Source organism: Streptomyces sp. NPDC055140 (genome assembly GCF_053607285.1).
The window spans coordinates 253,691-265,706 of sequence record NZ_JBSGTG010000005.1; the positions used below are offsets into that span (position 1 = coordinate 253,691).

The 12,016-nt window shown below is 67.2% G+C and carries 11 protein-coding genes; 3 read left to right on the top strand and 8 right to left on the bottom strand.

Annotated elements, in window-relative coordinates:
• Positions 1 to 309: 309 nt before the first annotated feature.
• The 8 genes from ACWFR4_RS13195 to rpmH form a co-directional block, all read right to left on the bottom strand.
• Positions 310 to 1,413, bottom strand: coding sequence for a ParB/RepB/Spo0J family partition protein (locus ACWFR4_RS13195; RefSeq protein ID WP_453461205.1), 1,104 nt, complete (start codon positions 1,411 to 1,413; stop codon positions 310 to 312).
• The gene (locus tag ACWFR4_RS13200) at positions 1,410 to 2,486 is read right to left on the bottom strand and encodes an AAA family ATPase (RefSeq protein ID WP_453461228.1); all 1,077 of its coding nucleotides are present in this window, start codon (positions 2,484 to 2,486) and stop codon (positions 1,410 to 1,412) included. The genes ACWFR4_RS13195 and ACWFR4_RS13200 overlap by 4 nt, the downstream gene beginning before the upstream one ends.
• A 479-nt stretch (positions 2,487 to 2,965) precedes the next feature.
• Entirely contained in the window at positions 2,966 to 3,682 is a 717-nt protein-coding gene (gene rsmG, locus ACWFR4_RS13205) for a 16S rRNA (guanine(527)-N(7))-methyltransferase RsmG (protein WP_116512079.1), read from the bottom strand.
• A 106-nt stretch (positions 3,683 to 3,788) separates the two neighbouring features.
• Positions 3,789 to 4,301, bottom strand: a complete 513-nt coding sequence (locus ACWFR4_RS13210) for a Jag family protein (RefSeq protein WP_453461202.1) — start codon at positions 4,299 to 4,301, stop codon at positions 3,789 to 3,791.
• A gap of 15 nt (positions 4,302 to 4,316) precedes the next feature.
• Positions 4,317 to 5,606 carry a membrane protein insertase YidC gene (yidC, locus tag ACWFR4_RS13215; protein WP_453461199.1) on the bottom strand — a complete coding sequence of 430 codons (1,290 nt, stop codon included), beginning with the start codon at positions 5,604 to 5,606 and terminating at the stop codon, positions 4,317 to 4,319.
• Between the two features lie 3 nt (positions 5,607 to 5,609).
• Entirely contained in the window at positions 5,610 to 5,969 is a 360-nt protein-coding gene (gene yidD / locus ACWFR4_RS13220) for a membrane protein insertion efficiency factor YidD (RefSeq protein WP_100597227.1), read from the bottom strand.
• Positions 5,966 to 6,337: a ribonuclease P protein component gene (gene rnpA / locus ACWFR4_RS13225; protein ID WP_116512076.1), complete on the bottom strand. Its 372-nt coding sequence runs from the start codon at positions 6,335 to 6,337 to the stop codon at positions 5,966 to 5,968. Before rnpA ends, yidD begins: the two co-directional genes overlap by 4 nt.
• A gap of 18 nt (positions 6,338 to 6,355) precedes the next feature.
• On the bottom strand, positions 6,356 to 6,493 hold the full coding sequence (gene rpmH, locus ACWFR4_RS13230; RefSeq protein WP_100597229.1) for a 50S ribosomal protein L34: 138 nt from the start codon (positions 6,491 to 6,493) through the stop codon (positions 6,356 to 6,358).
• 375 nt (positions 6,494 to 6,868) lie between these two features.
• Between rpmH and dnaA the strand changes: the two genes are divergently transcribed.
• The 3 genes from dnaA to gnd all read left to right on the top strand — a co-directional run bounded on the left by dnaA (position 6,869) and on the right by gnd (position 11,925).
• Complete coding sequence (dnaA, locus tag ACWFR4_RS13235) at positions 6,869 to 8,881, top strand: chromosomal replication initiator protein DnaA (RefSeq protein ID WP_453652372.1); 2,013 nt, start codon at positions 6,869 to 6,871, stop codon at positions 8,879 to 8,881.
• An 891-nt stretch (positions 8,882 to 9,772) separates the two neighbouring features.
• The gene (gene dnaN / locus ACWFR4_RS13240) at positions 9,773 to 10,903 is read left to right on the top strand and encodes a DNA polymerase III subunit beta (protein ID WP_453652374.1); all 1,131 of its coding nucleotides are present in this window, start codon (positions 9,773 to 9,775) and stop codon (positions 10,901 to 10,903) included.
• 146 nt (positions 10,904 to 11,049) lie between these two features.
• Entirely contained in the window at positions 11,050 to 11,925 is an 876-nt protein-coding gene (gene gnd, locus ACWFR4_RS13245) for a phosphogluconate dehydrogenase (NAD(+)-dependent, decarboxylating) (RefSeq protein ID WP_453461193.1), read from the top strand.
• Positions 11,926 to 12,016 lie beyond the last annotated feature (91 nt).

Here is a 12,016-nt window from a genome sequence, read left to right on the forward strand (position 1 = left end):
CCTCACTTCCTTCGCCCGCCGCGTCACGGGCGGCTGTCAGAGCGCTCCGTTCCCTGAGCAGGCTGCCGACGAACCCGCCGACCGCGCCCAGCCCGAGACCCGCGGTCATCAGGCCGGCACGACTCACCGATTGCATGACCCGCCTCCCGTGTGAGGTGACTTTGAGGGGTGCGCTCTTCCCCGTCGCATCGTATCCACGAAGCGATTCCATCGATACCGACAGAAAGCAAAGAGCAGGCCGTGTTCCGGTACACACCGGACATGGCCTGCTCTCGTGAGTTGCGTCGAACGGGACCAACCCCCGTTCTCCTAGCCCTCGTTCTCCTGGTCCTCGTCCTCCGTCGCTCCGTGCTGGAGGACGGGTCCCTCACCCGGAGCGAGCTGACCGAGGATGCGCTCCAGATCGTCCATCGAGGCGAACTCTACGACGATCTTGCCCTTCTTCTGCCCGAGGTCGACCTTCACCCGCGTCTCGAACCGGTCGGACAGGCGCGTGGCGAGCTCGCTGAGCGCCGGCGAGAGACGAGTCCCGGCCCGCGGACCCTTGGCGCGCGCCGTGCTCGTCGGGCGTGAGCCCATCAGGGTCACGATCTCCTCGACGGCCCGCACCGAGAGCCCTTCGGCGACGATCCGGTGAGCGAGACGGTCCTGCTCCTCCGAGTCCTCCACGGAGAGCAGGGCACGCGCATGGCCGGCCGACAGTACGCCCGCGGCCACCCGGCGCTGAACGGCCGGAGAGAGCTTCAGGAGCCGCAGCGTGTTGGAGACCTGCGGCCGCGATCGCCCGATCCGGTCGGCCAACTGGTCGTGCGTGCAGTTGAAGTCCTTCAGCAACTGGTCGTAGGCGGCAGCCTCTTCCAGCGGGTTCAGCTGAGCGCGGTGCAGGTTCTCCAGGAGCGCGTCGAGGAGAAGCTTCTCGTCGTCCGTCGCCCGGACGATCGCCGGAATGCGCTCCAGACCGGCCTCGCGGCAGGCGCGCCAGCGGCGCTCACCCATGATGAGCTCAAAGCGCGACGAGCTCAGCTGCCGTACGACCACGGGCTGGAGAAGCCCGACTTCCTTGATCGAGGTGACGAGCTCGGCGAGGGCGTCCTCGTCGAACACCTCGCGCGGCTGACGCGGATTGGGCGTGATGGCGTCATTCGGAATCTCGGCGAAGTACGCTCCCGCCGACGCTTCCGGAGCGTCCACCGGCCCGCCGAACAAGTCCTCGGTTTCATGTGAAACATGGGGCTGCGGAAGCGAGGCAACCTTCGCCGCCGCCACTCCGCGCTCCGCCGTCAGGACGGGCCCGGCGGAAGGCGAGCCGGAGACACCTCCCATCGCGCTGCCTGGTGCCGTCTTGTCGGGGGTGGGGGCTGCTGGAATCAGTGCGCCGAGGCCACGGCCCAGTCCCCTCCGTCGCTCACTCACTGGATACCCTCCACCGTGCTGTGCTGGTCAAGTTGAGTGCCCGTATGGGCGTGCTGAGCGTCGTAGCGGATGCCGACCCCGCGCAGCGCCATCTCCCGCGCCGCCTCGAGGTAGGAGAGCGCGCCGCTCGACCCCGGATCGTAGGTGAGCACCGTCTGCCCATAGCTCGGGGCCTCGGAGATGCGCACGGAGCGCGGGATGCTCGTTCGCAGGACCTCTTCGCCGAAGTGGCTCCGGACCTCGTCGGCGACCTGCGACGCCAGCCGGGTGCGGCCGTCGTACATCGTGAGCAGGATCGTCGACACATGCAGATCCGGGTTCAGATGCCCACGCACCAGATCCACATTGCGCAGGAGCTGCCCCAGGCCCTCCAGCGCGTAGTACTCGCACTGGATCGGGATCAGCACCTCGGCGCCGGCGACCAGAGCGTTGACCGTCAGCAGGCCGAGCGACGGAGGGCAGTCGATGAGGATGTAATCCAAGGGCTGCTCATACGCCTGGATCGCGCGCTGCAGTCTGCTCTCGCGTGCCACCAGCGAGACCAGCTCGATCTCCGCACCGGCGAGATCGATGGTGGCGGGGGCGCAGAAGAGGCCCTCCACATCGACCACGGGCTGTACGACTTCGGCGAGCGGCTTGCTCTCGACCAACACGTCGTAGATCGAAGGGACTTCGGCGTGGTGGTCGATGCCCAGAGCCGTGGAGGCATTGCCCTGCGGATCCAGGTCGATCACCAGCACGCGGGCACCGTGCAGTGCCAGCGAGGCGGCAAGGTTGACCGTTGTGGTGGTCTTGCCGACCCCGCCCTTCTGGTTGGCAACCACCATGACGCGGGTCTGCTCAGGTCGCGGCAGGCCCTCGCCTGCGCGACCAAGGGCTTCTACCGCCAGCTGGGCAGCACGACCGATAGGGGTGTCGTCCATCGGAGGCGGTGTTTCACGTGAAACATCCTCCCCCACCGACTCGGTACGGGGACCGGGGACCGGATCGGTCATCGGTCCCGCGATGTTGGCGTCGGACCGCAAGGATTCACTCTCCTCGACTTCAGGCTCGCAATGAACAGAGCCTCCCATGCTTTCGGGGTCGTGAACCAGCGAGGCCCTGTCTTCTGCGGAGGAAACGGCCTCTGTGGACAACTCCGTGCCCGATTCGAGGGATCCGAGAGGCCTACGGTCGCGGGGTGCAGCCGCGGCGCGACCGCGACTGATGATGCCATGCAGCAGTGAGCGACGTTTCACGTGAAACACGATGCACCGCAGCCCGGTCGGCACCCGTGCGACACCCCGACATACATACGTTTGGCAGGTTTCACGGAGCACGGGTCACCGTCAGGACGGATCAGCGGCAACCCACCGACGCCCCTCGGTGCCGTCCAATGCGTGAGCTGTCGACACCAGACGCTGGAGACCCACGAGACAAGCGTCACCTAAAAATCGATGGCAGCTCAGATAAAAGCAATGGCCGCTCCGGCCCCAAGGACCCGAGCGGCCATCACCGCGAGAAACACACTGTCGTCTAGAACACAGCAGACGCTGGAAGACGAGGAGCAACGTCAGCGTCGACGCCGGACCCGCCCGACGCGAGCTGCCTTGGCGCGCTTCGCCGCGAAGCGCACACCGCCGGGGCTCTCCCCGACCTCCACACGCACCACGGTCGAGAGCGGATCCACCACGCCCTCTCCGACGTGAAGCACCGAGGTGGCCACCGCGCCGAGCTTGCTCAGGGCAGCCCCCGCGCTCTTGACCTCTTCCTCGGCGGTGTCGCCCTTGAGGGCCAGCATCTCACCGTACGGCCGCAGCAGCGGGACGCCCCACGCCGCGAGACGGTCCAGCGGAGCCACAGCGCGCGCCGTCACCACATGGACGGGAGTCAGCTTGCCGAGGACCTCTTCGGCGCGGCCGCGGACCACGGTCACATGGTCGAGGCCGAGGAGCTCGACGACCTCGGTAAGGAAGGTCGTGCGCCGCAGCAGCGGCTCCAAGAGCGTGATCTTCAGGTCGGGCCTGACCAGGGCCAGCGGGATACCGGGCAGGCCGGCACCGGAGCCCACGTCGCACACGGTGACGCCCTCCGGCACGACCTCGGACAGCACGGCGCAGTTCAGGATGTGCCGCTCCCACAGCCGGGGCACTTCCCGGGGACCGATGAGACCACGCTGCACCCCCGCGTCGGCCAGCAGCTCCGCGTACCGGACCGCGTCCGTGTAGCGCTCGCCGAATACCGCTCGGGCCTGTTCAGGAGCCGGGGGAAGCTCTGCTGCCTCCGTCACGTGGACCGTCCTTCCGTACCGCGCTACCGCGTTGGGTGGCTGACTATCAGGCTGACAAAGATCGGCCCCGCCTGCGAACAGACGGGGCCGTAGAGCGACGTACCGCTCAGGCAGGGAGCACGACGACGAAGCGCTGCGGCTCCTCGCCCTCGGACTCGCTGCGCAGGCCGGCGGCCTTGACCGCGTCGTGGACGACCTTGCGCTCGAAGGGCGTCATCGGGTCGAGCTTGACCGGCTCGCCATTGCTCTTCACCTCGGCCGCGGCCTTGGCGCCGAGCTCGGAGAGCTCCGCACGCTTCTTCGCCCGGTAACCGGCGATGTCCAGCATGAGGCGGCTGCGGTCCCCGGTCTCCCGGTGGACCGCCAGACGGGTCAGCTCCTGGAGGGCCTCGAGGACCTCACCGTCACGGCCGACCAGTTTCTGCAGGTCGCGGGCGGACGCGTCGCTGACGATCGAGACGGCGGCGCGGTCGGCCTCGACATCCATGTCGATGTCGCCGTCGAGGTCGGCGATGTCCAGCAGACCCTCGAGGTAGTCCGCCGCGATCTCGCCTTCCTGCTCGAGGCGAGTCAGGGTGTCGCTGCCCTCAGGAGCGGCGGAGGTGGTGCCTTCCGTCACGGGATGGACTCCTTCTTACTTCTTGGACGGGGACTTGGGCCGCTGCGGGCCCTTGCGCTGTCCGGACTTGGCTTTGCTGCGGGCAGGGGTGCCGGAAGCGGGCTTGCCACCGGCCGGCTTGGCCTCGGGCTTGGCGTCTTCCGCCTCGTCCTTCTTCTCGAGGGACGTGGGCTCCGGCGCGTCGGACTCGTCCTTGGCTGCGCCCTGGGCGGTGCCGTGCTGGCGCTGCGACTTGGACTGGCGCTTGGGCTGCTGGCGCTTCGGCGTGCCGCCCGTCGCCTGGGTCCCGTCCTCGTCCTCGGTCAGGGTGCCGGCCGCGCTCTTGACGACGGTTCCGTCGGCCTGGGCAGCGAGGCTCACCTTGGTCAGACCGTTGATGAACTTGCGCTCGAACTCGTTGCGCTCGCGGCCCTTGGCGACGATCGCCTTGACGACGGTGCGCTCGCGGCGGTTGCGCGTCTTCTCGGCGTGCGTGACGTGCGTGAGCAGGCGCTCCAGGAACGCGGCCTGGGCCTTGCTGCCCGGGGTCGGGTTCTGGCGGATGACGTACATCTGCTGGCCCATGGTCCACACGTTGGTGGTCAGCCAGTAGACGAGAACACCGACCGGGAAGTTGATACCGAAGACGGCGAACATGACCGGGAAGACGTACATCAGCATCTTCTGCTGCTGCATGAACGGCGTCTTCACCGTCATGTCGACGTTCTTCGTCATCAGCTGGCGCTGCGTGTAGAACTGCGACGCCGACATCATGACGATCATGATCGCGGTGACGACGCGGACGTCTGTCAGCGTGGCGCCCAGCGAGGCGACCTTGTCCGCACTGTCGGTGAACTTGGCCGCGAGCGGAGCGCCGAAGATGTGCGCCTTACGCGCGCTCGCCAGCAGGTCGTCGTTGATGACGCCGATCGTGGTGCCCGTCGCGATGCCGTTGAGCACGTGGTACAGGGCGAAGAAGAACGGCGACTGAGCCAGGATGGGAAGGCACGAGGAGAGCGGGTTGGTACCCGTCTCCTTGTACAGCTTCATCATCTCTTCGGACTGGCGCTGCTTGTCGTTCTTGTAGCGCTCCTGGATCTTCTTCATCTCGGGCTGCAGGGTCTGCATCGCCCGAGTGGCCTTGATCTGCTTCACGAAGAGCGGGATCAGGCAGATACGGATCAGGATCACCAGGGACACGATGGACAGGCCCCAGGCCCAGCCCGTGTCAGGACCGAAGATCGCCCCGTACAACGAGTGGAACTGGACGATGACCCAGGAAACTGGTGTCGTGATGAAGCTGAAAAAACCGGCAATCGTGTCCACTAATCAAGCTCCTTGAGCATGGGACGGGGTCTCGGCGGCGGGGCTCGAGGGGCTGGTGTGGCCACACTCTGAAGGCGCGCCGGCGGCGGAAGGCCCGCCCTTGCGTTCGCGCCAGGCGTTACGCAGCATTTCGTGCCACCGCGGACGCTTGCGCGGCGGAACGTGATCAACACCGCCGAGCGACCACGGGTTGCACCGGAGGATGCGCCAGGCGGTGAGAGCGGTTCCCTTGATCGCACCGTGGCGGTCGATCGCTGTGAAGCCGTAGTGGGAACACGACGGGTAGTACTTGCACACAGGCCCCAGCAGAGGGCTGATGGTCCACTGATAGAGCTTGATCAACGCAAGCAGCGGGTATTTCATCGCGCGCCCCCTCCCAGCAGCCGCTGAAGGGCGGCATCCAGGTCTCGGGCCAGCTGTGCATGGTCGGCGTCACCCGCGCCGGGCAACGCACGTACGACTACCAGGCTACCGGGGGACAACAGTGCGAGTCGGTCGCGCATGAGGTGGCGAAGTCTGCGCTTCACCGCGTTACGTACGACAGCTCCACCGACTGCCTTGCTCACGACGAAACCCGCACGCGTCGGGGGAACGCTCTCCCCAGGCGCGTGCGGGTCCGTTGCACCGCTACGTAGATGGACGACGAGGAGCGGGCGACCGGCCCGGCGTCCTCGGCGTACCGCGGTTGCGAAGTCCTCGCGCCGCCTCAGCCGATTCTCGGTGGGCAGCACGTCATGACCTGTCCGCGATCAGGCGGACAGTTCGGCGCGACCCTTGCCACGGCGGTTCGCGAGAATCGCGCGGCCGGCACGGGTACGCATCCGCAGGCGGAAGCCGTGGGTCTTGGCGCGACGACGGTTGTTCGGCTGGAAGGTGCGCTTGCTCACTCGGGGGCTCCAGAAATGATCGTGTGGTGGCGGGACATCGCCTGGCTGTCACCGTGCGCCCACGAGAAGCTCGCGAATACGCACCGAGTGCACCGCTTCACAATCACAGATCGTGATCTTTGCCCATCGGAGGCAGGCGGCAGCAGCCATCGACAACTCGACCTGGTCACGGTACGCGCGGCTACGCCATCCGGTCAAACCGGCATTGAGTGAGGGACACTATGCACAGCCTGTGGACAACAACTTGAACCACAACGGTTGCCCTGACTACCGTGACTGAACTCCGTTTCGTTCCCTTCTCACCGCCCCACCCCGATTTTCTTCCATCCCGTCCCAGAACCACACCTTCGTGGGACCTTCGAGAGAGCGTGCCCTGTGGCTGACGTACCTGCCGATCTTGCCGCAGTGTGGCCACGAGTTCTGGAACAGCTCCTCGGGGAAGGCCGCGGGCAGGGCGTCGAGACGAAGGACGAGCACTGGATCAGGCGCTGCCAGCCTCTCGCGCTGGTCGCCGACACCGCGCTGTTGGCCGTTCCGAACGAGTTCGCGAAGGGCGTACTCGAGGGGCGTCTCGCCCCCGTCGTGGCCGAGACGCTGAGCCGCGAGTGCGGCCGCCCGATCCGGATCGCGATCACGGTCGACGACTCCGTCGGTGAACAGCCCGTCCCGTCCGCACCCCCCGCACAGCAGCATCGCTACGAAGAGCCCGAGCTGCCGTCGGCCCAGGGTCAGGGTCAGAACCAGCCCCATGAGCCGTACGACCCGTACGGCCGCCGCGCGGACGACCATGCGCAGGGCCCCCGAGGCGACCAGTCCCAGGGCGCCCGCGCCGATCAGCTCCCGACCGCCCGCCCCGCGTACCCGGACTACCAGCGTCCGGAGCCGGGCGCCTGGCCGCGGTCGCAGGACGAGTACAGCTGGCAGCAGCCGCGGCTCGGCTTCCCCGAGCGCGACCCGTACGCGAACCCGCCCCAGCAGCCGCAGCACGACTACCGGCAGCAGGAACGCTCCCCGTACGAGCAGCAGAACGAGCGCTCCCCTTACGAACAGCAACAGGAGCGCTCTCCTTACGAGCAGCAGGAGCGGTCGCCCTACGACCAGCAGTCGGACCGCAACGGTTACGACCAGCAGGTCGAACGCTCCGGATACGAGCAGCAGTCCGAGCGGTCGTCGTATGAGCAGCAGATGTCCGACCGTCAGGGGCGGCACGGCCGACACGAGCGCCGTGACCTCAACGACGGTCCCATGGGCGGCCGCCCCGGGCAGGACGGCGGACGCACCGGTCGCGGTGTCCCCAGTGGTGCCCCCGGACCGCTCGCCGCGCAGCCCGCGCCCGCGACGGGCCCCGGCGAGCCGACCGCGCGACTGAACCCGAAGTACCTCTTCGACACCTTCGTCATCGGCGCCTCGAACCGTTTCGCCCACGCGGCCGCGGTCGCCGTCGCCGAGGCGCCGGCGAAGGCGTACAACCCCCTCTTCATCTATGGGGAGTCGGGGCTCGGCAAGACCCACCTGCTGCACGCGATCGGGCACTACGCGCGCAGCCTGTACCCGGGCACGCGTGTGCGTTACGTGAGCTCGGAGGAGTTCACGAACGAGTTCATCAACTCGATCCGCGACGGCAAGGGCGACAGCTTCCGCAAGCGGTACCGCGAGATGGACATCCTTCTTGTCGACGACATCCAGTTCCTCGCGGACAAGGAGTCGACGCAGGAGGAGTTCTTCCACACCTTCAACACGCTCCACAACGCGAACAAGCAGATCGTGCTCTCCAGCGACCGGCCGCCCAAGCAGCTGGTGACCCTGGAGGACCGGCTGCGCAACCGCTTCGAGTGGGGTCTGATCACCGACGTCCAGCCGCCCGAGCTGGAGACCCGAATCGCCATCCTTCGTAAGAAGGCGGTGCAGGAGCAGCTGAACGCTCCGCCGGAGGTCCTCGAGTTCATCGCGTCCCGCATCTCGCGCAACATCCGCGAGCTGGAGGGGGCGCTGATCCGGGTCACGGCGTTCGCGTCGCTGAACCGGCAGCCGGTGGACCTCGGTCTGACGGAGATCGTCCTCAAGGACCTGATCCCCGGCGGCGAGGACTCGGCCCCCGAGATCACGGCGACGGCGATCATGGCGGCGACGGCCGACTACTTCGGCCTGACCGTGGAGGACCTGTGCGGATCGTCGCGCAGCCGCGTCCTGGTGACGGCACGCCAGATCGCGATGTACCTGTGCCGTGAGCTCACCGACCTGTCCCTGCCGAAGATCGGGGCGCAGTTCGGCGGCCGCGACCACACCACTGTCATGCACGCGGACCGCAAGATCCGCGCGCTGATGGCCGAGCGCCGGTCCATCTACAACCAGGTCACCGAGCTCACCAACCGCATCAAGAACGGCTGACAGCAGCCTTCAGACCCCTCTGTACGCCGTCGAAGGGCGCCCCGGGACAACCTCTGGGGCGCCCTTCTTCGTTGCGGCAGGACGGCGCGGCCGGACGCGGTGTTCGATTCCGGCCGCTGGTTACGGGTGTTCTCCACAGATGTGCGGACTTTCTTGCGTCCACACCCTGGGGACTGCCAAGTTGTCCAGACTGTGTCCACAGGGCCCCGTGCTGAATGACCATCAGACCAGGTCAGACGGCTGTGGATTCGTGGAAAAAAGATCTCCACAGGCTGTGGACAAGATTTCTCTCCACAGGGTGTGGGTTTCGTTGTCCACCGTCGACCCACAGCTCAGAGGCCCTTGTGCACAGCTGCTGGCGGCTTCTCCACACGGCTGTCCACTGTTCGGCAACGCAGCGCGCAAAATCACCGTGCCGAGTGAAAGGCGTCACATCAAGGGGTGTGGTTGGGCTGTGGGGAACCGGGGTAAAGCTGGGGACAGCCCTGGGGAGAAGTAGCCCCGGCCTGTGTATCGGGTGTGCAGAACTTTTCCCCGTCCACAGAGAACCCCGGTTGTCCACCGCTCGCGCCCACAGGCCCGGTGGACAAAAAACCGACCCTGACCTGCGAAAAGGCAGTTATCCACGGTTTCCACAGCCCCTACTACTACTCCCAACTAGAGAGAGCTGGGAATCAGGATTGAAGTGGGGGCTGTGCACAACTCGGGGTCCGGCGCCCGACAGCGGGTCGGCACGACTTGACCCCGAGCGGCAACGACTGTCAGCGCCGTACGTCAGACTGTTCCCCGGTGTCCTTCCCATGTGGCGGCTGAGCGACACCGAGTCACACGACGAAGACCGAAGACCAACGCAGGGCGAGAGCAGCCAGCAACAGCAGGAGGCGGCTTACGGTGAAGATCCGGGTGGAACGCGACGTACTCGCGGAGGCAGTGGCCTGGGCGGCGCGCAGCCTCCCGACCCGACCGCCTGCGCCGGTCCTCGCGGGCCTTCTCCTGAAGGCCGAGGAGGGCGCACTGAGCCTGTCGAGCTTCGACTACGAGGTCTCGGCACGGGTCTCGGTCGACGCTGAGATCGACGAGGAGGGCACGGTCCTCGTCTCAGGCCGGCTCCTGGCGGACATCTGCCGTGCCCTGCCGAACCGTCCGGTGGAGATTTCCACAGACGGTGTACGAGCGACCGTGGTCTGCGGCTCCTCGCGATTCACACTCCACACCCTGCCTGTGGAGGAGTACCCGGCACTGCCGCAGATGCCGACCGCGACGGGCACCGTCCCCGGTGAGGTCTTCGCCTCCGCCGCGGCCCAGGTGGCCATCGCCGCCGGCCGTGACGACACCCTGCCGGTGCTCACGGGTGTACGCATCGAGATCGAGGGCGACACGGTCACCCTCGCGTCCACCGACCGCTATCGCTTCGCGGTCCGCGAGTTCCTGTGGAAGCCGGAGGACCCCGAGGCGTCCGCGGTCGCCCTGGTGCCCGCCAAGACGCTCCTGGACACCGCCAAGGCGCTCACGAGCGGTGACACGGTCACCCTGGCCCTGTCGGGCTCCGGTGCTGGTGAGGGTCTCATCGGCTTCGAGGGCGCGGGCCGCCGTACGACGACGCGTCTGCTCGAGGGCGACCTGCCGAAGTACCGCACCCTGTTTCCGACGGAGTTCAACTCCGTGGCCGTGATCGAGACCGCCCCCTTCGTGGAGGCCGTCAAGCGTGTGGCCCTCGTCGCCGAGCGGAACACCCCGGTGCGGCTCAGCTTTGAGCAGGGCGTGCTGATCCTGGAGGCCGGCTCCAGCGACGACGCACAGGCTGTGGAAAGGGTCGACGCCCAGCTGGACGGCGACGACATCTCGATCGCCTTCAACCCGACGTTCCTCCTGGACGGCCTGAGCGCGATCGACTCCCCGGTCGCCCAGCTCTCCTTCACGACCTCCACGAAGCCGGCGCTGCTCAGCGGCAGGCCTGCTGTGGACGCCGAGGCGGACGACGCGTACAAGTACCTGATCATGCCGGTGCGGCTGTCGGGCTGACGCTCCTCAGGGCATGGCCGCCGGGCGTTCGCCTGAGCGGCTATGCCCACAGGTGTGCGTGAGCGTCCGGGTTTAGGCTCGGAACACAGGTGCGGGAGTGCCTCACGCACCACCTCACGCCCCGTCGCAACTTAAGGAACCACCTGATGGAGCTCGGTCTCGTCGGTCTCGGCAAGATGGGCGGCAACATGCGCGAGCGCATCCGCCGCGCAGGCCACACCGTCATCGGATACGACCGCAATCCGGACCTCGCGGACGTCCACAGCCTCGGAGAGCTTGTGGGCAAGCTCAAGGCCCCGCGCGTGGTGTGGGTGATGGTCCCCGCCGGCGGCCCGACCCAGGCCACCGTCGACGAGCTCGCCGAACTCCTCGAGCCGGGCGATGTCGTCGTGGACGGCGGCAACTCGCGCTGGACCGACGACGAGAAGCACGCCGTCGAGCTGGGCATCAAGGGCATGGGCTTCGTCGACTGCGGTGTCTCCGGCGGAGTCTGGGGCCTGGAGAACGGCTACGCCCTGATGTACGGCGGCAGCAAGGAGGACGTCGCCAAGGTCCAGCCGATCTTCGACGCCCTCAAGCCGGAGGGCGAATTCGGCGCAGTGCACGCGGGCAAGGTCGGCGCGGGCCACTTCGCGAAGATGGTCCACAACGGCATCGAGTACGCCATGATGCAGGCCTACGCCGAGGGCTGGGAGCTCCTGGAGAAGGTCGACTCCGTGGAGAACGTCCGCGAGGTCTTCCGCTCCTGGCAGGAAGGCACGGTCATCCGTTCCTGGCTGCTCGACCTGGCGGTCAACGCGCTGGACGACGACGAGCACCTGGCCAAGCTGCGCGGCTTCGCCGCCGACTCCGGAGAGGGCCGCTGGACCGTCGAGGCGGCCATCGACAACGCGGTGCCGCTGCCCGCGATCACCGCGTCCCTCTTCGCGCGGTTCGCCTCGCGCCAGGACGACTCGCCGCAGATGAAGATGATCGCCGCCCTGCGCAATCAGTTCGGCGGCCACGCAGTCGAGAAGAAGTAGCCCAGAAAGCGATCGCACAACGCATCCACGAAGCTGCACGACGAAGTAGTCCACACCCGCTCCACACCTTGGGGGAGGTCGGCGAACGACC